This is a genomic window from Sphaerisporangium sp. NPDC005289, from assembly GCF_040607455.1.
In the GTDB taxonomy this organism is placed as follows: Bacteria; Actinomycetota; Actinomycetes; order Streptosporangiales; family Streptosporangiaceae; genus Sphaerisporangium; species Sphaerisporangium rhizosphaerae.
In genome coordinates this window covers 18342-38435 of sequence record NZ_JBEXGS010000018.1, presented here as the reverse complement: position 1 = coordinate 38435, position 20094 = coordinate 18342, and the positions used below count along the sequence as shown (strand labels likewise).

At 71.6% G+C, this 20094-nt stretch carries 19 protein-coding genes; 11 read left to right on the top strand and 8 right to left on the bottom strand.

Annotation, left to right across the window (positions count from 1 at the left end):
• Window positions 1-195: 195 nt before the first annotated feature.
• The 6 genes from ABZT47_RS27700 (at window position 196) to ABZT47_RS27675 (ending at window position 8802) form a co-directional block, all read left to right on the top strand.
• Window positions 196-3444, top strand: a complete 3249-nt coding sequence (locus ABZT47_RS27700) for an amino acid adenylation domain-containing protein (protein WP_354848096.1) — start codon at window positions 196-198, stop codon at window positions 3442-3444.
• Complete coding sequence (locus tag ABZT47_RS27695; protein ID WP_354848094.1) at window positions 3441-4415, top strand: ATP-binding cassette domain-containing protein; 975 nt, start codon at window positions 3441-3443, stop codon at window positions 4413-4415. Before ABZT47_RS27700 ends, ABZT47_RS27695 begins: the two co-directional genes overlap by 4 nt.
• A gap of 202 nt (window positions 4416-4617) precedes the next feature.
• Window positions 4618-5400 (top strand): ABC transporter permease, encoded by a 783-nt coding sequence (locus ABZT47_RS27690; protein ID WP_354848091.1) that lies wholly within the window; start codon window positions 4618-4620, stop codon window positions 5398-5400.
• A gap of 51 nt (window positions 5401-5451) precedes the next feature.
• Complete coding sequence (locus ABZT47_RS27685; RefSeq protein ID WP_354848089.1) at window positions 5452-7005, top strand: tryptophan halogenase family protein; 1554 nt, start codon at window positions 5452-5454, stop codon at window positions 7003-7005.
• Window positions 7006-7013: 8 nt separating this feature from the next.
• A complete protein-coding gene (locus ABZT47_RS27680) occupies window positions 7014-8264 on the top strand; it encodes a cation:proton antiporter (protein WP_354848086.1) in 1251 nt (416 codons plus the stop codon).
• 4 nt (window positions 8265-8268) lie between these two features.
• The gene (locus tag ABZT47_RS27675) at window positions 8269-8802 is read left to right on the top strand and encodes a flavin reductase family protein (RefSeq protein ID WP_354848083.1); all 534 of its coding nucleotides are present in this window, start codon (window positions 8269-8271) and stop codon (window positions 8800-8802) included.
• 138 nt (window positions 8803-8940) lie between these two features.
• On the opposite strand, the gene ABZT47_RS27670 is transcribed toward ABZT47_RS27675, so the two are convergent.
• On the bottom strand, window positions 8941-9675 hold the full coding sequence (locus tag ABZT47_RS27670) for an alpha/beta fold hydrolase (protein ID WP_354848080.1): 735 nt from the start codon (window positions 9673-9675) through the stop codon (window positions 8941-8943).
• A gap of 124 nt (window positions 9676-9799) precedes the next feature.
• Between ABZT47_RS27670 and sbnA the strand changes: the two genes are divergently transcribed.
• On the top strand, window positions 9800-10819 hold the full coding sequence (gene sbnA, locus ABZT47_RS27665) for a 2,3-diaminopropionate biosynthesis protein SbnA (RefSeq protein ID WP_354848076.1): 1020 nt from the start codon (window positions 9800-9802) through the stop codon (window positions 10817-10819).
• 10 nt (window positions 10820-10829) lie between these two features.
• A complete protein-coding gene (locus ABZT47_RS27660; RefSeq protein ID WP_354848073.1) occupies window positions 10830-11051 on the top strand; it encodes an MbtH family protein in 222 nt (73 codons plus the stop codon).
• 99 nt (window positions 11052-11150) lie between these two features.
• On the opposite strand, the gene ABZT47_RS27655 is transcribed toward ABZT47_RS27660, so the two are convergent.
• The 3 genes from ABZT47_RS27655 to ABZT47_RS27645 are packed head-to-tail and all read right to left on the bottom strand — an operon-like array spanning window position 11151 to window position 13579.
• Window positions 11151-13025 carry a BTAD domain-containing putative transcriptional regulator gene (locus ABZT47_RS27655; RefSeq protein WP_354848070.1) on the bottom strand — a complete coding sequence of 625 codons (1875 nt, stop codon included), beginning with the start codon at window positions 13023-13025 and terminating at the stop codon, window positions 11151-11153.
• 24 nt (window positions 13026-13049) lie between these two features.
• A complete protein-coding gene (locus ABZT47_RS27650) occupies window positions 13050-13301 on the bottom strand; it encodes a hypothetical protein (RefSeq protein ID WP_354848067.1) in 252 nt (83 codons plus the stop codon).
• Window positions 13301-13579 (bottom strand): hypothetical protein, encoded by a 279-nt coding sequence (locus tag ABZT47_RS27645; protein WP_354848064.1) that lies wholly within the window; start codon window positions 13577-13579, stop codon window positions 13301-13303. The genes ABZT47_RS27650 and ABZT47_RS27645 overlap by 1 nt, the downstream gene beginning before the upstream one ends.
• Before the next feature lie 541 nt (window positions 13580-14120).
• On the opposite strand from ABZT47_RS27645, the gene ABZT47_RS27640 reads away from it, so the two are divergent.
• Window positions 14121-15092: a helix-turn-helix transcriptional regulator gene (locus tag ABZT47_RS27640; protein ID WP_354848061.1), complete on the top strand. Its 972-nt coding sequence runs from the start codon at window positions 14121-14123 to the stop codon at window positions 15090-15092.
• 20 nt (window positions 15093-15112) lie between these two features.
• On the opposite strand, the gene ABZT47_RS27635 is transcribed toward ABZT47_RS27640, so the two are convergent.
• A complete protein-coding gene (locus ABZT47_RS27635) occupies window positions 15113-15850 on the bottom strand; it encodes a class I SAM-dependent methyltransferase (RefSeq protein ID WP_354848058.1) in 738 nt (245 codons plus the stop codon).
• Between the two features lie 229 nt (window positions 15851-16079).
• Between ABZT47_RS27635 and ABZT47_RS27630 the strand changes: the two genes are divergently transcribed.
• The gene (locus tag ABZT47_RS27630) at window positions 16080-16805 is read left to right on the top strand and encodes a class I SAM-dependent methyltransferase (RefSeq protein WP_354848055.1); all 726 of its coding nucleotides are present in this window, start codon (window positions 16080-16082) and stop codon (window positions 16803-16805) included.
• A gap of 340 nt (window positions 16806-17145) precedes the next feature.
• On the opposite strand, the gene ABZT47_RS27625 is transcribed toward ABZT47_RS27630, so the two are convergent.
• Window positions 17146-17814, bottom strand: coding sequence for an NAD(P)H-binding protein (locus tag ABZT47_RS27625; RefSeq protein ID WP_354848052.1), 669 nt, complete (start codon window positions 17812-17814; stop codon window positions 17146-17148).
• Window positions 17815-17908: 94 nt separating this feature from the next.
• Between ABZT47_RS27625 and ABZT47_RS27620 the strand changes: the two genes are divergently transcribed.
• On the top strand, window positions 17909-18367 hold the full coding sequence (locus tag ABZT47_RS27620) for a helix-turn-helix domain-containing protein (protein WP_354848050.1): 459 nt from the start codon (window positions 17909-17911) through the stop codon (window positions 18365-18367).
• Here ABZT47_RS27620 and ABZT47_RS27615 read toward each other — a convergent pair.
• On the bottom strand, window positions 18290-19000 hold the full coding sequence (locus ABZT47_RS27615; protein WP_354848047.1) for a GNAT family N-acetyltransferase: 711 nt from the start codon (window positions 18998-19000) through the stop codon (window positions 18290-18292). The two genes, ABZT47_RS27620 and ABZT47_RS27615, sit on opposite strands and share 78 nt — an antisense overlap.
• A gap of 74 nt (window positions 19001-19074) precedes the next feature.
• Window positions 19075-20082 carry an ABC transporter substrate-binding protein gene (locus ABZT47_RS27610; protein ID WP_354848044.1) on the bottom strand — a complete coding sequence of 336 codons (1008 nt, stop codon included), beginning with the start codon at window positions 20080-20082 and terminating at the stop codon, window positions 19075-19077.
• Between the last annotated feature and the right edge of the window lie 12 nt (window positions 20083-20094).

Genomic DNA, 20094 nt, shown 5'->3' with positions numbered 1-20094 from the left:
ATATGTGCCGGATATGACGCCTCCATAGTCTGCGGGACAGGAACAAATATGGAGGTGGGCACGGTGCCCGACAGGGGAAACCAAGAATACTGGCGCGAAACACTCGCAGCGGGAGGCCGCACACGGCTGCCCCGCTGGTCGCATGGATACGCAGGCGAGGCCTCGCGCGGTTTTCCCCTGTTTACCCCGTCCCCTGTGTCTCCCGAGACGCCCGGCTCCCCCGCGCCGCCGGCTCCGTCGCCGGCGACGCTGCTCGCCGCGCACGCCAAGGTGCTCGCGGCGCTGTCCGGCGAGACGACGGTGGCCACCGGCTACCGCGCCCCCGGGGCGGCCGAGGCGCTCCCCTGCCGGATCACCGTCGGCGACGGCACGTGGCGCGAGCTGACCGCCGCCGCCTCCCGCGCCGAGGAGGAGCTGCGGCGGCACGCCGGCTACCCGGTGGCGGCCCTGCGCGCGGAGCTCGGCCCCGAGGCCATGTGGTTCGAGACGGTCCTGGACCTTAGCGGGGGCGACCCGGACGCCGGTCTCGGCGAGGTCGTGCTGCGGGCCGAGGTGGACCTGCTCCGCGGGCGGCTGCTGCTGCGCTACCGCACCGACGTGGTGGACGAGGAGTACGCGGGCAGGATCGCCGGCTACTACCGCACGGCCCTGGCGCTCGCCGCCCGCGACCTGGACGCCCCCCACGGGGAGCGGAGCCTGCTGGCGGAGCATGAGCTGCGCCACCAGCTCGACGTGCTGGCGGGCCCGCCCCGCGAGCTGCCCGACCGGCGCTTCCACGAGCTGTTCGAGGAGCGGGCGCGCGAGCGCCCCGACGAGGTGGCCGCGGCCCGCGGCGGCGTGGAGCTGACCTACGCCGAGCTGAACGCCCGCGCCAACCGCCTCGCCTGGGGGCTGCTCGCCCGCGGGCTGGCCGCCGAGGACGTCGTCGCCGTGGCGGCGGAGCGCGACCTGGACTGGATGGCCGCGGTCATCGCGATCCTCAAGGCGGGCGGGGTCTACCTGCCCGTCGACCCGGGCTTCCCCGCCGGCCGCGTCGCCACCATGCTGGAGCGCAGCGCGTGCCGCTTCGTGCTGGGCCACGGGCCGGTGGAGGGCGCCGGCGAGGTGGTCACCTACGCGGACGCCGTCGCCGGCGTCACCCGCGATGACGACCCGGGCATTCCCGTCTCCGCCGGCCAGGCGGCCTACATCTACTTCACCTCGGGCTCCACCGGCCTGCCCAAGGGCGCCGTGTGCGAGCACGGGGGCATGCTCAACCACCTGTACGCCAAGATCGAGGACCTGCGCATCGCGCCGGGCGACGTGGTCGCGCAGACCGCGCCCCAGTGCTTCGACATCTCGCTGTGGCAACTGCTCGCCGCCCCCATGGCCGGCGCCCGCACGCTCATCGTCGAGCAGGAGGTGATCCTGGACGTGCGGCGCTTCGCCGCCACGCTCGCCGAGCGCCGCGTCACCGTGGCCCAGCTCGTCCCCTCCTACCTGGAGGCCGTGCTCGCCCACCTCGACGACGAGCCGCGGGACCTGCCCGACCTGCGCTACGTCTCGGTCACCGGCGAGGCGGTCAAGAAGGAGCTGCTGGTCCGCTGGTTCGCCCGCTTCCCCGGCGTCGGGGTGCTCAACGCCTACGGGCTCACCGAGACCCACGACGACACCAACCACGAACTGCTGGAACGCGCGCCCGACGGCGAGGGGGTGCCGCTCGGCGCGGCCATCCCCGGCGCCCGCGTCTACGTCGTGGACGAGAACCTGTGGCCGGTGCCGCTCGGCTCGCCCGGTGAGATCGTCTTCTCGGGGCGGTGCGTGGCCAGGGAGTACATCGGCGACCCCGAGCGCACGCGCCTCGCCTTCACCGGCGACCCGCACCGGCCCGGCCTGCGGCTGTACCGCTCGGGCGACTTCGGCCGGTGGCGGCCGGACGGCAAGCTGGCCTTCCTCGGCCGCAGGGACGCGCAGGTGAAGATCCGCGGCCACCGCGTCGAGCTGGGCGAGGTGGAGGGACGGCTGCTGCGCGTGCCCGGCGTGCGCGACGGGGCCGTCCTGGTCGCCGAGAGCGGCGGCGGCCCGCAGCTGGTGGCGTTCTACTCGGCCGGCGCGGACATCCCCGAGGACGACCTGCGGGCCTCGCTCGGCGCGGCCCTGCCGGTCTACATGGTGCCCGAGCGCTTCCACCGGCTGGACGCGCTGCCGCTGACCGGCAACGGCAAGGTCGACAAGAAGAGCCTGGCCGTCCTGGCCAGGGAGACGCCCCGGCCGGCCGGCGACCTGCCCCCGCGCACCCCCGCCGAACGGCGCGTCGCCGCGCTGTGGGAGCAGGTCCTGTCCCTGCCCGCCGGCCGCGTCGGCCGCGGCGACGACTTCTTCGCGCTGGGCGGCACCTCGCTGTCGGCCATCAGGTTCCTGGCCAGGCTCGGCAGGGCGACGACCCTGCGCGAACTCGCCGACCACCCCGTGCTCGCGGCCTTCGCGGCCCACATCGATGGAGGCGACCGGCGGATGCCGACCCCCGTGCACCACCCGGACAGGCCGCCGATCCTCGGCGTCCCCCAAGGCGCGGGCCCGGACTGGGTCCGCGCCCACCGCGACGAGCTGTACGCGACGGTCGCCGAGCACGGCGCCGTGCTGCTGCGCGGCCTGGACCTCACCGGCCTCGACGGCATGCGCGGCTACGCGAAGGAGCTGCTCGCCGAGCCGGCCGTCGAGCGTGAGGGGTTCGCCCCGCGCGCCGACCACGGACACGGCCTGTACTCCTCCGCCGAGTGGCCGCCCGACCAGCCGATGTGCATGCACCACGAGCTCAGCCACTCCCTGACCGTGCCCCGGCTGCTGCTGTTCGGCTGCCTGACCGCCCCGGCCGCGGGTGGGGTCACCGGGCTGGCCGACGGCCAGGAGGTGCTGGCCAGGCTGGGTGGCGCGCTGACCGAGCGGTTCGAGCGGGAGGGGTGGCTGCTCCAGCGGCACTACGGCGACGACGTCGGCCTGCCCTGGCAGGCGGCCTTCGGCACCGGCGACCGCGCCGAGGTCGAGCGGTACTGCGCCGCCAACGCCATCGAGTACCGGTGGGGCCCGGACGGCACGCTGTCCACCCGCCAGCGCAGGGCCGCGGTGCTGGCCCACCCGCTCACCGGACGGCGGTCCTGGTTCAACCAGATCGCCTTCCTCAACGCCTGGACCATGGCGCCGGAGGTCCGCGAGTACCTCCTCGAGGTGTACGGACCCGAGCGCCTGCCCTTCAACACCTCCTACGGCGACGGCGAACCGGTCGGCGCCGCCGAGGTGGATCTGATCAACAAGGTCTACGAGACGTGCACCCTGCGCGAACCGTGGCGGAAGGGGGATCTGATGATCGTCGACAACCTCCGGATGGCGCACAGCCGCGAGCCCTATCAGGGGCCGCGCGAGGTGGTCGTCGCCATGGGAGACCCCGTGCGTCTGGCGCCCCGGTGAACGGCCCCGTGAACGGCGCGGTGAACGGCGGCGGCATCCGCGTCCAGGGGCTGACCAAGCGATTCGGCAAGGTCCACGCGCTCCAGGGCGTCGACCTGGAGGTGCGTCCCGGCACGGTCCTCGGCCTGCTCGGGCCGAACGGCGCGGGCAAGACCACCATCGTCCGCATCCTGTCCACGCTGGAGCGCCCCGACTCCGGCACGGCGTCCGTCGGCGGCCACGACGTGGTGCGCGAGCCGCACCTGGTCCGGCAGGCCATCGCGGTCGTCGGCCAGTACGCCACGGTCGACCAGGGCGTCTCCGGACGCGAGAACCTCTACGTCGTCGCCCGGCTGCTGGGGCTGCGCCCCCGCGCCGCAAGGGCCCGCGCCGAGGAACTGCTGGAGCTGTTCGGGCTCGGCGCGATGGCGGGCCGCGCGGCCGGCGGGTACTCCGGCGGGCAGCGCCGCCGCCTGGACCTGGCCGCGAGCCTCATCGGCCGGCCGGGCATCCTCTACCTCGACGAGCCCTCGACCGGCCTTGACCCGCACAGCCGCAAGGAGCTGTGGGACCTCATCCGCGGCCTGACCGACGAGGGCATGACCCTGCTGCTGACCACCCAGCACATGGAGGAGGCCGAGGCCCTCGCCGGTGACGTGGTGGTCGTCGACCGCGGCCGGGTGGTCGCCGCCGGCACCCCCAAGGAGCTGCGCTCGCGCATCGGCGGCCAGATGCTGCACGTCCGCACGGCCGCCACGGCCGACCTCGAGACGGCGCGGTCCGCGCTGCGCGCCGCCGGCCTGGCCCCGGCGGGCGACGGCGAGGACGGCGTGCTGCGCATGCCGCTCACCAGGGACGACCACCTGACGGCCGCGCTGCGGGCCCTGGCCGGCGCGGACATCGTCGTCACCGGCTTCGAGACCCGCACACCCAGCCTCGACGAGGCGTTCCTCGCCCTGACCAGCGTGCCCCGCGACCGGGAGGACCAGTGACCCCGCGACAAGGACCCAGGACCCGGCGAGAACGACCCGCGAGCTGGCGAGAACGACCCGCGGCCCGGCGAGTACGACCCGCGGTCCGGCGACAAGGACCCGCGACCCGGCGACGAGGATTCGCGGCCGGGCGAGAAGGACCCGTGACCCGACGAGGAGGACCCGTGAGCCCCACCCCGACCGGCCCGCCCCAGGAGGACCCGTGAGCCAGGCACTGACCGCGATGGACGCCGTCCGGCACGCCTCGGTGATGACCCGGCGCAACATCGCCCAGTTCAGGAACGACCCGGGTCTGATCCTCGACGCGACCCTGACCCCCGTGCTCATCTCGGTCATCTTCGTGTCGGTCTTCGGCGGGGCCATCGCCGGCGGGACGGCCGACTACGCGCAGTTCTTCGTCCCGGGCATCATGGCCATCAACCTCATGATCGTCTCACGCAACACCGGCGTCGGCATGGCCGTCGACTTCAACTCCGGCGTCGTCGACCGGTTCCGCACCCTGCCCGTCGCCCGCTCGGCCCTGCTGTCCGGCAGGGTCGCCGCGGACGCCCTGCGCATGCTGCTCAGCCTCGTGGTGATCCTGGCCTGCTCGACCCTCATCGGGTTCCGCATCGGCGGCGGCCTCGCCGGAGCCGCCGCGGCCGTGGCGCTGCTGCTCGCATTCGGCGTCGCCCTGTCCTGGATCGCCGTCTGCATCGGCGTCTCGGTGCGCAGCATCACCACCGTCTCGACCCTCACCTCCCTGTGGGTGCTGCCCTTCCAGTTCGGCAGCTCCGCACTGGTCCCCACCGAGGGCATGCCCGCCTGGCTGCGGGTCTTCGCCGACGTCAACCCGGTGACCCTCGTCGTGAACGCCTCCCGGGGCCTGCTGGACGGACGCGCAGCCGCGGGCCCGATCGCCGGCGCCCTCGCCTGGATCGCCGTGATCCTGGTCGTCTTCGTCCCGATCTCGGTCACGCAGTACACCCGCCGCGGCCACCACTGACCGGCGCGGCATCACTCGATCAACCCAAGCGACACGAACGGATGGTTTGTCATGCTCAAAAACGTTGTCATCGTCGGTGGCGGAACCGCGGGCTGGATGACGGCCTCCTACCTCGCCTCGGCGTTCGGCGACCGCGTTTCCATCACCCTGGTCGAGTCCAAGAGGATCTCCACCATCGGCGTGGGCGAGGCCACCTTCAGCACCGTGCGGCACTTCTTCGAGTACCTGGGACTGCGGGAGCAGGACTGGATGCCCCACTGCAACGCCAGCTACAAGCTCGGCATCAGGTTCGAGAACTGGCGTGAGAAGGGCCACTACTTCTACCACCCCTTCGAGCGGCTGAGGATCGTCGACGGCTTCCCGATGACCGACTGGTGGCTGCACAAGAAGCCCAGCGAGCGGTTCGACCGGGACGTGTTCCTGATGGCCTCGATCTGCGACGACAAGCGCTCGCCCCGGTATCTGGACGGCCGGCTCTTCGAGCAGGACTTCGTCGAGGGCAGGGAGCCGGCGGAGACCACCCGCACGACCCTGCTCGACCAGGGCACCCAGTTCCCCTACGCCTACCACTTCGACGCCTCCTTGCTCGCGAACTACCTGTCCGGCTACGCCAAGGAGCGCGGGGTCACCCAGATCCTGGACGACGTCGTCGAGGTGGGACGCGACGAGCGCGGCTGGATCAGCCACGTGCGGACGGCCGAGCACGGCGACGTCACCGGCGACCTGTTCGTCGACTGCACCGGCTTCCGCGGCCTGCTGATCAACAAGACGATGAAGGAGCCGTTCATCTCCTTCCAGGACACCCTGCCCAACGACAGCGCGGTGGCGCTGCGGGTGCCGGTGGACATGGAGGAGCAGGGCCTGCGGCCGTGCACCACGGCGACCGCCCAGGACGCCGGCTGGATCTGGACCATCCCGCTGTTCGGCCGGATCGGCACCGGTTACGTCTACGCCAGCGACTACAGCACCCCCGAGGAGGCCGAGCGCACCCTGCGCGAGTTCGTCGGCCCGCAGGCCGAGGAGATGGAGGCCAACCACATCCGCATGCGCGTCGGCCGCACCCGCAACCCGTGGGTCGGCAACTGCGTGGCCATCGGGTTGTCCTGCGGTTTCGTCGAGCCGCTGGAGTCCACCGGCATCTTCTTCATCCAGCACGGCATCGAACAGCTGGTGAAGCATTTCCCCGCCCTGGGCTGGGATTCCGCGCTGACCGACTCCTACAATCGCGTCATGGCCGACGCCATCGACGGCGTGCGCGAGTTCCTCGTCCTGCACTACAAGGCGGCGGCCCGCAACGACAACGCGTACTGGCGCGACGCGAAGACCCGCACGACGCCGGACGGGCTGCAGGAGCGTTTCGACCAGTGGCGCTCCAAGCCGCCCGCGGCCGACACCATTTTCCCGCGCTACCACGGTTTCGAGTCCTACTCCTACCTGGCGATCCTCCTCGGCATGGGCGGCGTCCCGATGAAGCCGACGCCCGCGCTCGCGCTGATGGACGGCACGGCGGCCGACAAGGAGTTCCAGATGCTCAAGGACGAGTCGCTGGACCTGGTGAAACGACTGCCCAGCCAGTACGAGTACCTCGCCCAGATGCACCGCTAGGAGAACAGATGTACGTGTTGCTGCTGCTTCCCGCGATCGCGCTCATCGTGATCTGCGGCGGCTGGGCCGCACGGCGGCTCAGCCAGCCGGAGGTCGTGATCGAGATCGCCCTGTGCCTGGCCCTCGGCATGGTGGCGGCCACCCTGCTCGGCCGGGACCTCACCGGCTCGGCCGCCTTCGAGGTCCTGCGGTTCGCCGGGCAGCTCGGCCTGGCCATGTTCCTGGTGGGGGCGGCCCACCACATGCGCGAGTCCTTCGGCGGGCACTCCCTGCGGCAGGTGGCGTGGCTGTCGGCGGGCGCGACCCTGGTCCCGCTCGCCGCGGGCGCCCTGTTCGCCGTGTGGGTGCTCAAGGACGGCGACCCGCTGTTACGCGGCGGGGCGCCCACGGCGGCGCTGGTGCTGATGCTGGCGATCGCGCTGACCGTCACCGCCGTGCCGGTCCTGGCCGGCATCCTGCGCGACCGCGGCCTGCAGCACACCGAGGACGGGCGGCTCGCCCTGATGAGCGCCTCGGGCATCGACGCGGTCATCGGGGTGCTGCTCGGGATCACGATCGGGCTCACGCAGGGCGGCGGCGGGTTCGTCACCATCCCGGTGGTCCTGGCCGGCGGCGCGGTGGCCGTGCTGCTGCGCCGCCTGGCGGCCACCGCGCGGGTCGCGGCACTCGCGGAACGCCACCGCGTCGTGCTGCTGGTGCTGATCGCGGCGGCCGCCACCGGCGCGGCCCTGGCGACCAAGCGGCTCGGGCTGACCGAGGTGTACGGCGCGGTGATCATCGGACTGGCCCTGCCCGGCAGGCCGGGCGCGGCCGAGCGCGGCCCGTGGACGGAGGCGGCCGAGACGCTGGGCCGTCTCGGCCGGTCGCTGCTGCCGGTCACGTTCGTGGTCACCGGCACCGTCGTGGTGGCCGGCCCCGACCGGATCTTCTCCTGGGAGGCCACCGCGATCGCCACCGCGCTGGCCATCGTGGCCAAGCTCGGCGGCGCCTACGCGGGCGCGAGGGCGGGCGGCCGGTCGCGCACCTCCAGCATGCGCCTGGCGACGCTGATGAACACCCGGGGCCTGACCGAGATCGTGGTCCTGCAGGCGGGGTTCACCGCCGGGATCCTGTCCCCCGCGATGTACCTGGCGCTGCTGGTCATGGCGCTGGTCACCACGGGGCTCAGCGGCCCGCTGCTGCTGGTCACCGACCGGTACGCGCGCTCGACGGGCGTCGGGGCGGGCGTGCCCTCCTCCATCCACCTAGCCGAGCGGTGATCACATGACCATGGCGCCGAGGGCCGTACGAGACGGCCTCGACCATCCCGCCGAGACCACTCCCGACCGGTTCCGCAGCTTCATGTCCGGTTTCCCGAGCGGGGTCGCCATCATCACGGCGACCGGCCTCGACGGCCGGCCGTGGGGGATGACCTGCTCGGCGCTGTGCAGCGCGACCACCGACCCGCCGACGCTCATCATCGGCATCCGCGCCGAGAGCCCGACGCTCAAGGCGCTGCTGGACAGCCGCGTCTTCGCGGTCAACCTGCTGCACGACCGGGCCAAGCACACGGCGGAGCTGTTCGCCTCCGGAGCGCCGGACCGTTTCGACGGCGTGCGATGGGAGAGCCGTCCCGGGTGCGGGCCGCACCTGCTGGACGACGCGCACGCCGTGGCCGACTGCAGGGTCAGCGACAGCGTGCTGATCGGCCGCCAGCGCATCGTGTTCGGCGAGCCCTTCCGCATCGACGACCTGGCGGAGACCGTCCCGCTGCTGTACGGGCTGCGGCAGTACGGAAGGTGGGCCGACGGCCGGTGACCCGGCCGTGGAGAAGGCCGAGACCGGAAGGTCTCGGCCTTCTCCCTTACGTCCGTCCGGACGGCGGTCACTGGAAAGGTCCCGTGTCGTGGTCACCGGGAATGGGCCCGCGTCCCCGTCATCGGAAAGGCCCTCCCGTCATCGGGAAAGACCCTCCCGGACGGCGGCCAGCATCTCCGGGCAGTCGTGCACGAAGAAATGGTCGCCGGGAAAGACATGGAAATCGAAACCGGCGCCGCTGTGCGCGCTCCACCGGCGCACGTCGTCCGGCGGCGCGCTCGGGTCCTGCGCCCCGGCGAACGCGGTGATCGGAACCGGCAGCATGGAACCCTCGGCCGCCGCGGAGGTCTCAGAAAGCTGGAAATCGGCCCGAATTGTGGGCAGAAGCAGGTCGACCAGGTCGCGGTCCTCGAAGAACTCCGGCGGCGTCCCGTTCATCTTGCGCAGTTCCTCGATGAACTCCTCGTCGGGCAGCAGATGGTGGCGGCGCCCCTCGGGGATGGCCGCCGGCCCGCACCCCGACAGGTAGACGCGCACCGGCACGTCGTTCCCCTTCTCGCACAGCCGCAGCGCCAGCTCGTAGGCGACCAGGCCGCCCATACTGTGGCCGTACAGCGCGAAAGGCTTGGTCATCGTGGGGGCGAGGCCGTCGATGAGCATCGGGACCAGCTCGTCCAGCCGCGCCACCGGGTCCTCGGAGATGCGGTCCTCCCGGCCCGGCAACAGGATGGGGCAGACCTCGACGCCCGGCCCGAGCGCCCCCGCCCAGGAGTCGAACATCCGGGTGCCGCCGCCGGCGTAGGGCAGGCAGTAAAGGCGGGCACCGGCCGCCGGATTCTGGTGACGCCAGGAAATCCACCGCTGACTTGTCATGGTCGTCGCGCCCTCCTCGGGTCATTCTTTCCCATTGAAATGGTAGCAGCGGGACACGGCATTCCGCCGCCCGGTGAAAAGACTTTGATAACCACAAGAAATCGCCGCCGTATAGCCTTTTATCGTGCCGGTGATCAGCGATCCACTCCAGTACAACGCAGAGGACGTCTACGTCGACCTGCGGCCCACGTTCGGGCAACGCCTGTATCTCAAGTACGAAGGGTTCAATTTCGGCGGTTCCATCAAGATGAAGGCGGCCGCCGAGATGGTGATGGCCGCCGAGCGCAGCGGCCGGCTCCTGCCGGGCTCGACGCTGGTGGAGTCCTCCTCGGGTAACCTCGGCCTGGCCCTGAGCATCATCGCGGCCAGCAGGGGTTACGGGTTCGTGTGCGTTACCGATGCCCGCTGCAACCCCGCCGTGCGAAGCATGATGGAGCTGTACGGCACGCGGGTGCACGTGATCACCACGCCCGACCCCGTCAACGGACTCCTCGGCGCGCGCATCGACTACGTCCAGAGCCTGTGCGCGGAGGACGACCGCTACGTCTGGCTCAACCAGTACGCCAATCCCAGCAACTGGACGGCCCACTACCGGCGGACGGCGCCCGCCATCGCCTCGGCCTTCCCCGACCTCGACGTGCTGTTCGTCGGCGCGGGGACCACCGGGACCCTGATGGGGTGCGCGCGGTACTTCCGCGAGCACTCCCCACGGGTGACCATCGTCGCGGTGGACGCCATCGGCTCGGTCACCTTCGGCGGTCCCGCGACCCCGCGGATGATCCCGGGGGTGGGCACCAGCCTGCGCCCTCCCCTGCTCGACGAGTCGTTCGTGGACGACGTCGTGCACGTCAGCGAGGCCGACACGATCCAGGCCTGCCACCGCATGGCCAGCAACGGGTTCCTGTTCGGCGGCTCGACGGGCACGGTCGTCAGCGGCGCCCTGCGGTGGCTGTCCGCGGGCGGCCACGACGCGGAGACCACCGCGCTGACCATAGCCCCCGACCTCGGGGAACGCTACCTCGACTCCATCTACTCCGAGACCTGGCTGCACGACCATTACGCGGGCGAGGAGTGGGGGCCACCCTGCTGGGACCTCCGCGAGATCGCCCACGACGTCCAGGCCCCGCCCACACCAAGCACCTGAGGAGACGACCATGGCCACCAACCCCTTCGAGAACAACGACGGCACCTACCTCGTCCTGGTGAACGACGAGAACCAGCACTCCCTGTGGCCGTCCTTCATCGAGGTCCCCGCCGGCTGGACCAACGTGTTCGGCGAGAACGGCCGGCAGGAGTGCCTCGACTACATCGAGGCCAACTGGACCGACATGCGCCCGGCCAGCCTGGTCCGCCTCATGGAAGAGGCGAACGCCTAGCAGGGAGTGCGGGGCCGGGCGCGACGACCGCGCCCGGCCCTTCGCCGATGAGGTCTCGATGGGATCGGCCGCACGCCGGTCAGGTGCGCGTGCCGCCGGTCAGGCGTACTGGGCGCGGGCGGCCATGCTGCCCGCGGTGTCGCCGGGGGCGTCGGCCCTGCTCTTCTCCCGGGCGTACTGCGCGAACAGGCTCGGCAGACGGTAGCGGCGGCGGCCGTCCTGGTCGCGCGCGGCGACCTCCAGGAACCCGGTCTCGTGCAGGTTCTCCATCAGGTCCTCGGCCTCTGCCGGACCGCAGTCCAGCAGCGTGGCCGCCATCCACGGCGTGACGTCGCGGATGCCGAGCAGCCCGAGCCGGCGCAGCGCGAGCGCGGCCCGCGGCGACAGGTCGCGGTAGCTCGCGCCGATGCGCGCCCGGACGTCCCAGATGCCGTGGCTGATCTCGCTCAGCCGCCGCTCGGGGTCCTCCAGGCGCAGCAGCAGGTCCTTCAGCGTCCAGTGGCTCCTCGCCGCGAGCCGCAGGGCCGCGCTCCACAGCGCGAGCGGCATCCCGTCGCAGAGTTCGCCGAGCCGTTCCAGCGAGTCGGGGTCGTCGCGGGCCCGCTCCTCGCCGATGATGCCGCGCAGCAGCGCGGAGGACTCGGCGGTCCTGAACGGCCGCAGGTGCAGCCGGACGCTGCCGTGCGCGTCCGGCAGGGCGCGGCCGGTCAGCAGCACGCAACAGGTGCCGCTGCCCGGCAGCAGCGGCCGGGCCTGCGCGGCGTTGCGCACGTTGTCGATGACGACGAGCACCTTGCGGCCGTCCACCAGGCTGTTGTAGAGCGACGTCTGCTCCTCCAGCCGCGCCGGGATCTCGGCGAGCGGCACGCCGAGGGCGTGCAGGAACCCGCTGAGCACGGCCGCGGCCTCGGAGGCCGGCTGGTCGGGATCCCATCCGCGCAGGTCGGCGAACAGTTGCCCGTCGGGGAAGTGCTCGGCGGCGCCGTGCGCCCAGTGCACGGCCAGCGCCGTCTTGCCCACCCCGACCCGGCCGGTGAGCACGCCCACCGGCACCGGGCCGCTCCGGGCGCGCTGGTCGAGCAGCCCGTCCAGCGCGGCCAGGTCGGCCTGCCGGCCGGTGAACAGCGGCGCGCTCGGCGGGAGCTGCGCGGGCACGACCCTGGTCCACACCGACGGGACCGGCGCGCGCACCGACGCGAGCTTGGGATCGTCCCGGAAGATGGCCGCCTGCATGTCGCGCAGGATCGGCCCCGGTTCGAGCCCGAGGTCCTCGACGAGGCGCCTGCGGCCCTCGTTGAAGATCTCCAGCGCCTCGCTGCGCCGCCCGCCGCGGTACTGCGCCAGCATGAGCAGCGCCCGCGCGCGTTCCCTGAGCGGGTGTTCCCTGACGAGGGCGGCGAGGTCGGGCACCAGGTCGGTGTGCTGCCGCAGTTCCAGTTTGAGCGCCAGCGACTCCTCGTAGACGGCCAGGCGGGTCTCCTCCAGCCTGATCGCCTTGCCCTCGACGACGGAGCTCGGGACGCCCGCGAGCGCGGGCCCCCACCACAGTTTCAGCGCCTCGTCCAGCTTGGCGCTGGCCTCGGTCGTGCGTCCCTGCTGCAGGGCCGCCTGCCCCTCCTCCACCAGGCCGACGAACTGCTCGCCGTCGATGCGGCAGCCCTCCGACACCAGCTTGTAGCCGGGGGAGACGGTGGCGATGACGTCGTGGTAGCCGGCGGCGGCGAACAGCTTGCGCAGGGCGGCGATGCAGATGGCGACCTGGGTGCGGCCCGTCGCGGGCGGCGAACCGCCCCAGACGGCGTCGACGAGGCTGTCGACGGAGACCACACAGTCGCAGGACAGGAGGAGCATGGCCAGCACGACGCGCTGGCGAGGGCTGCCGATCCGCAGGCGGCGGCCTCCGGCCTGTACCTCCAGCGGACCCAGATAGCGGAACCCCAGCGATGAAGGAGCGGTTTCCGACGACTCACTCACGAGACCACCTTCAAGGTGCGGGAATTATACGATTCTCCAGAACTGGAGCTCAGGTGTGTTCGTGATCGTGGTCTCGACCAGTCTTCTGAGCCTGACGTCGGCCTCCTGCGCCGTGGCCACCCGGTAAAAGGCGAAGATGTCCAGGCCCTGGGGGCCGGCGCGCACCTGGATGTGTTCGAGGCCGTCCCCGGCCGTGGCGTTGACCAGCACCCGCTCCCGCCAGCCGTCCGCGTCGCACGAGACCAGGGGCGCGACCCGCAGGGCGGACATCCGCATCAGAGGCCCACCGACGTGGCGGGTGGCGCGGCCCCGGCGCCCCCGGCCGCCGGCCCGTCGGCCGGCCGCAGTGCGAACCCCCAGCCGAAACCGGTGCCGTCGGGCGGGCCGTAGTCGACGGTCTCGCCCATGGCATGGGGGTCGCCCCAGCCGAAACCCCCGTCAGGCTGCCACGGTATGCCGGGATCGACCCACATAATGGCGGCGCTCGCAAGAGCGGTCGCGACAATTGCCAGCGTGGCCAGGTGCCGGCGGACGATCTTCGTGAGGTAGGCCATGATTCTCGCACTCTCCTTCGCCTGAATGCTTCGACATCCGCCCCGTACGGACCGCTTTCCCCGGGCGGCTCACCCCACAATGCGTTGCCGACCCCCTGATGTCATCGGCTAGGGGTTGGCGCGAGGCCGCCTGGCGGCCTTCCGCCAGCGGCGGCCGCGCGGGCGGCGGCATCGCCGGCCGCCGCGGAAAATGGGGCGTTCGCCGGACGGCCCAGGTCAGGGGCTCAGCGGGGCCCGAAATCCGCGCGTGCGACTTCGGAGAGTAACCGTCCGCGAGATTCCCCTGGGCATTTCGGACGACCTTGCGAGGAAAAGGTCACTTGATCTATATTACGGGCGAGCGGGGGGATGGAAGAAGACTTGCAGGGTGAATGACTTCGATAGTCAAGGCAATCTCCGGTGCTACCAGCCGTCAACGGCAGTCACCCTGAGCAAGCCAGGTCATTCGATTTAATTTTGAATCAGCCCCCATCTCACCGGGCGACAGTGGGTCGAAGAAAAGGCGCAGGAGGCGCCGCTTTCACTGTGCAGGGAGGTAACGGTGCTGAGCGCGCTGGGGCTGTCCACCCGCGATGAGGCCATCTACCGCACCATGTTGGACCGCCCCGATTTCGGTGTGGCCGATATCGCCGCCCATCTGGGCCTGACGACCGACGACGTCCGTGAGGCGCTCGACACCCTCATCGACCTGGCCCTGGTCCGCTCCACCATCGAAGACGGGACTGTGCGGGCGGTGCGGCCCCAGGCCGGCCTGACGGCGCTGCTCGCCCGCGTCGAGGCCGAGCTCGGCACCCGCCAGCAGCAACTCGAAGGCGCCCGCGCCTCCATCGCCTCCATCGCGGCCGCCTACGCCGAGCAGGAGCAGTCGGAGGAGGGACGCCGCCTCAACGGGCTGGACACCGTGCGCGACCGGCTGGCGGAGCTGTCGCACAGCGCCGTGGTCGAATGCGTCTCTCTGAGCCCCGGGGGCGCGCAGAACCCCTCCACCATCGAGTCGGAGAAGCCGCTCAACCAGATCGCGCTCGGCCGCGGGGTCAAGATCCGCACCGTCTATCTCGACAGCATCCGCAACGACCCGGTCACCCTCTCCTACGCCCGCTCCATGGTCGCCCTCGGCGAGCAGTGCCGCACGGTGCCGAACCTGCCCATGCGGCTGGTCATCGTGGACCGCGAGATCGCGCTGGTCCCCCTGGATCCCGTCGACCCCACCCGCGGCGCGCTCGAACTGCGCAGCCGCGGCGTCGTCACCGGCCTGTACGCCCTGTTCGAGCAGGTGTGGAGCAGCGGCACCCCGATCACCGAGCCGCCCGCCCGCAACGAGCACGGGCTCACCCCGCAGGAGCACAGCCTCCTGCGGCTGCTCGCCGACGGCCACACCGACGAGTCGGCGGCGCGCAACCTGGCCATCTCGCTGCGCAGCGTCCAGCGCATGATGAACGCCCTGACCGAGCGCCTGAACGCGGTCAGCCGGTTCCAGGCCGGCACCGAGGCCAGCCGGCGCGGGTGGGTCTGACCGGCGCCGGCCGCCCGCGGTCAGCGCATGTAGAAGCACAGCATCGGGTCGTTGCGCCCGGTGTGCACGGCCTCGCTCAGCTCCAGGGACTCCTTCAGCTCCGCCAGCCCGCGGTTGACCTCCGGCGCGGCGGCGCGCGAGGCGGTGAAGTATCCGATGCCCCGCTCGGCCAGCCACGACAGCACCACGCGACCCTCGCTGAACGGCCACGGCCGCCTGGTGTGGAACACGTCGTGCACGCTCACCGGCACACCGGCGGGGACCGTCGGGAACAGCTCGTTGACGTACCAGCGCGCGAAGCTCCTGGTGTGCGCGGCGTCCACGAACAGGTAGTCGATCTCGTGGTCGTGGCCGGCGAGCATCTCGCGCGCGTCGCCGCGCACGAACGTCCACCGGCCGGCGGACAGGTCCTCGGGCACGTTGCGGCGCGCGTTGTCGATCAGGTCGTAGGTGTACAGGTGCCCGGAGCCGTTGTCCCGCAGGGCGCGCAACAGCCAGGTGGTCGACCATCCGTCCAGCGAGCCGATCTCGACGACCTCCTCGGGACGGTGCTCGCGCACCATCAGGTAGGTGATCTCGGCCTCGAGGTCGTCCAGTTTCGTCGCGGCCCCCGGGTTCGCGGCGCGCAGCGCGTGCTGCTCGACGCGCACGGCCCGCAGGTCGTCGGCGTATTTCCGATAGAGGTCGACGACGTAACCGAGGTTCAATTCGCCGTTCTCCTGGTGACCCGCCACCTGTTCCCGGCTATTTCCGTCCACGCCGTGCCTCCCTGTATTCGCCTCCGCGCCTGCCGTGCGCGGCCGGGCCCGCGGTGCGGACGCCCTTGGCCCGCCGCGGCCCGCAACGATGATCTACGGATTCGGACAATATATGAGCCGCATTTCACTTCGTTATGTGCGTGGTTTCCCCGCGGCTTCGTCGTCCTGGACGTGGCCCCTTTTCGGCCCGGCTCTGTACACGGCGCCTCATCATCGGTAGGAACTTAGCGTGACGGAGTCGCGTGCGAATTATGGTGTGGACGCTCCCGCCGTGCTGGCCGGACTGTCCATTGGAGGGGTCGCGGAGCTCGGCGTCGCCGCCGCCTGCTTCGCCGCCGGGTGGACCATCCTGGCGGTGGTCCTTCTGGTCGGCGGGCTGACCCTGGTGGCCGGGGCGGGGTTCTTCGCCCACACCACCCTCCGCGGCAAGTTCCAGGTGTGGGACGCCGAACTCGACGCCCTCGGCCTCGCCGGAGACGAGCACGTGCTGGACCTCGGCTGCGGCCGCGGCCTGGTGCTGCTCAAGGCCGCCGCCCGGGTGCCCTCCGGCAGGGCCACCGGCGTCGACCTGTGGACCAGGGACCAGTCGGGCAACAACCGGGAGGCCACCCTGGCCAACGCCCGCGCCGAGGGCGTCGCGGACCGGGTCGAGCTGGTGACCGGCGACATGAGGGCCCTGCCCTTCGATGACGCCGCCTTCGACCTGGTGGTCTCCAGTCTCGCCGTGCACAACATCCCGGACGCCGACGGGCGGGCGCGGGCGGTCGCCGAGGCCTTCCGCGTGCTCAGGCCGGGCGGGAGGCTCCGGCTCGCGGACTTTCGTTACGGCGGCGACTACGCCGCCGTGCTGAGCGAGCGCGGAGCCCTGGACGTCGAGGTGCGCGACCTCGGCCCGCGGTTCTGGTACGGCGGCCCGCACGCCCGCACCGCCATGGTCACCGCCACCCGCCCGTGACACCCCCGGCAGAGCCGCCGCCCAGGCGCCGACCCGGAACCACCCGCATGCAGCGGGCCCCGTTCGCGGGCGGTCCTGAGTGCGGTGAGCACCCACCCGCACCGGACTCGGCCCTCCACCCCGGCAGAGCGACCGGCCAAGTGCAGACCCGGGACCATCCGCACGAACCAGGCCGCTCGCGGGCGGTCCTGAGTGCGGTGAGCACCCACCCGCACCGGACTCGGCCCTCCACCCCCGGCCACGTGCTGTAGGTGATCGGCGCCGGGGCGGCGGGGCGTGGTACGGCGATGCCGGCGCCTGTTACGGCGTCCGAGCCGGTGGACGTTCGTGCACGGCGCACTCAGTCGAAGACCGAGACGCGGGCGCGGTGGTGCCGGGGCGTGTCGATCTCGTCCACCACCGCCACCGCGAGGTCGGCGTAGGACAGTCGCGCGGACGCCGACGGCACGGTCTCGCCTCCGATCCGGTACCGCCCGGTCCTCGCCCCGGTCGCGTCCAGCAGCGCGGGCGGGGTCAGCATGAGCCAGTCGACGACCGTGTCCCTGGCCGCCCGGAGCCTGTCCAGCCCGGCCGTGTGCGCGAGCGCGAACGGCCGGATCTCAGCGGGGAAGACCGAGGGGTCGTCCATCACCGGGCGCCCATGGGCGTCGTTGAGGTTGGCGAACAGACCGACCAGGACGAGCCTCGGCACGCGCGCTTCCGCCAGACCGTGGAGCAGCGCGTCGGCGGCCTTGACGAAGAAGTGCGGGTCGAGGTCGGTGAAGCCCTGCTCGGGGCCGGAGAACGGGCTCACCGCGTGCACCGCGGCGTCATGTCCGGGCGCGATCGAGGAGATCGCTTCGGCGTCCGTGACGTCGCCCGGGACAAGCCGGACGCCATCTGCGGCGATGTCGCGATATTTGTCGGTATCGCGGACCACGGCCGTGACGCGATGTCCCCGCTCACGCGCCTCGGCCGTGATCGCCCGTCCTGCCCGGCCGCCCGCTCCGAAGATCACGATGTCACTCATGCCACTCCTGTCCGGCTCGCCTGTATCGCTGTCGGACAGCACGGTATCCAGCGGATACTCGTTACCTCAAAGATACTGGGATAGCCTCACGTCCATGGCCGAGCCCTTGGATCCGCATCTGTTCGACCCCGTCTGCCCGTCCAGTGCGATGCCGATACAGATCGGCGACAAGTGGACCGCGATGGTCGTGCTCTGCCTGGAAGGTGGCCGACGGCGGTTCACCGAGCTGCGCGCACCACTGCGCCGCATAACCCCGAAGGTGCTCACCCAGACCTTGCGGGCGATGGAGCGCGACGGGCTGGTCACCCGCACCGCGTACGACGAGAACCCGCCGCGGGTCGAATACGAGCTGACGGCACTGGGACGCAGCCTGCTGACCCTGATCGCGGCCGCACGCGCCTGGAGCGAGGACCACCTCCCGACGCTGCTCGAAGCCCGTGAGGCGCACGACGCCTCGCGGGCGCGCGGGGAGCTCTCAGGGTCGCGTGCGGGAGGCGCTGACCACCTCGTTCGCGGGGACGCGGAGAGCGTTGAACGACGGCCTGCGCCGTAGGGAGAACCCGAGCGATTCGTACAGGCGGATCGCGCCGGTGTTGTTCGCCGCGGCGTGCAGGAACGGGATCTCCCCTCGTGCCCGGATGCCCGCGGCGACCGCCAGCACCAGGCGGGTGGCCAGGCCCTGACCTCGGAACGCGGTGTCGGTGCAGACGGCACTGATCTCGGTCCAGCCGGGCGGGTGCAGCCGCTCACCCGCCATGGCGACCAGCGTGCCGCCGCGGCGGATGCCGAGGTAGGCGCCGAGGCCGATGGTGCGCGGGAGAAAGGGGCCCGGCTGGGTGCGTCCGGCGAGGTCGAGCATCTCGGGCACGTCGGCCGCGGTCAGCCGTACCGCCTCCTCGTCGGGTGCGCCGAACACCGCGGCGCCCGACATCTGGACACCTGGAATGACCTGTACCACTTCCCAGCCGGCCGGGGGTGAGGTCGTGGCGCCGGCCACGGACACGACGGTGCCCGGGCCCGACAACGCGGCGATATCGTCCCAGTCGGCGGCGGACGGCTCGCTTCCGACCGCCAGGAAGGGAGACATGTCCGCCGGGTAGCGCCGGACGGCGCCGCGTACTTCGGCCAGGTGCGCGTGCGGCCCGGTGAGCGAGGCCCATGCGGGGTTGTCCAGCGGATGCGTCACCGGGTCACCTCGGCCACGACCACGCCGGGTGCGGGCCCGGTGATCAGCGATGTCGCAGGCATGGTCGTCCTCGATCAGCTCGACTGGCGGGGCAGGCCCGGCGGGTTGATCTGCGACTCGGGGATCGCCTCGTTGCCCAGGCCCCAGCGGTCGAGCACTTCCTTGTACTTCCCGTCCTTGATCACCGTGTTCAGTGCCTCGTTGAGGGGCTTGACCAGGCCGTTGTCCTTCTTGGTCATCGCCGCGATGAGGCCCTGCAGATCAGGACCGGCGCCCGAGGCGGTGCCGGCGATCCGGGAGTCGCCGCTCACCGTGACGTTGTAGGCGATGGACGGATTCGGCCCGAAGTACGCCTGGATGCGTCCTGACTTCAGCGCGAGCAGGGCGTCGCCGTAAGCCGTGTAGTACTGGATCTCGGCCGGCTTGAGACCGGCCGCCTTGTTCTGCGCGTCCCAGTCGAGGAGGATCTTCTCCTGGTTGGTTCCCGACCCGACGGAGACCCGCAGCCCGGCGATGTCGGCGGGCTTGGTGATCGACGTGATCGGGCTGCTCTTGGGTACCTGCCAGGCGAGCTGGTCCACGCGGTAGGTCGCGAAGTCGTAGATGTCCTTGCGCTCCTCGGTGACGGTGACGTTGTTGAACACGACCTCCAGTTTTCCGGACTTCGCGCCCACGAAGAGGTTCTCCCAGGAGGTGATCTCCTGCTTCACCTCCAGGCCGAGGACGTCGGCGACGAGCTGGGCGATGTCGGTCTCCACGCCGATGTACGTCGTGTCGTCGTCGGCGAGGAAGCCCAGCGGCGGAGCGCCCTGGCCGCTGTGGCCGACGGCGAGCCTGCCGTCCGCCGCGATGGCGGCGGGCACCTGCGCGGCGATGGAGTCGACCTTCCGCGCGCGCACGCGGTTCTGGCCGGGGCCGGTGTTGATCTTCTTGTCGGCTCCGGCGGCGGCGTTCGCGCCGGTGGGGGCGCTCGTGGCGGCGCCCTTGGCGGCGTCGGTCGGCTCGGCGCCGCACGCGGCGACGGCGAGGGCCAGGAGCATCGCGGGCACGGCGGAGGCGGCCCACCTGGGAGAAGAGCGCATGATGGTTCCTAG

What these genes read in the sequence shown, in the direction of transcription:
- ABZT47_RS27685 (WP_354848089.1), top strand. Translation starts at nt 5,452, where the DNA reads ATGCTCAAAAACGTTGTCATCGTCGGTGGCGGAACCGCGGGCTGGATG.
- ABZT47_RS27680 (WP_354848086.1), top strand. Translation starts at nt 7,014, where the DNA reads ATGTACGTGTTGCTGCTGCTTCCCGCGATCGCGCTCATCGTGATCTGC.
- ABZT47_RS27675 (WP_354848083.1), top strand. Translation starts at nt 8,269, where the DNA reads ATGACCATGGCGCCGAGGGCCGTACGAGACGGCCTCGACCATCCCGCC.
- ABZT47_RS27670 (WP_354848080.1), bottom strand. Translation starts at nt 9,675, where the DNA reads ATGACAAGTCAGCGGTGGATTTCCTGGCGTCACCAGAATCCGGCGGCC.
- ABZT47_RS27660 (WP_354848073.1), top strand. Translation starts at nt 10,830, where the DNA reads ATGGCCACCAACCCCTTCGAGAACAACGACGGCACCTACCTCGTCCTG.
- ABZT47_RS27650 (WP_354848067.1), bottom strand. Translation starts at nt 13,301, where the DNA reads ATGCGGATGTCCGCCCTGCGGGTCGCGCCCCTGGTCTCGTGCGACGCG.
- ABZT47_RS27645 (WP_354848064.1), bottom strand. Translation starts at nt 13,579, where the DNA reads ATGGCCTACCTCACGAAGATCGTCCGCCGGCACCTGGCCACGCTGGCA.
- ABZT47_RS27625 (WP_354848052.1), bottom strand. Translation starts at nt 17,814, where the DNA reads ATGAGTGACATCGTGATCTTCGGAGCGGGCGGCCGGGCAGGACGGGCG.
- ABZT47_RS27620 (WP_354848050.1), top strand. Translation starts at nt 17,909, where the DNA reads ATGGCCGAGCCCTTGGATCCGCATCTGTTCGACCCCGTCTGCCCGTCC.
- ABZT47_RS27610 (WP_354848044.1), bottom strand. Translation starts at nt 20,082, where the DNA reads ATGCGCTCTTCTCCCAGGTGGGCCGCCTCCGCCGTGCCCGCGATGCTC.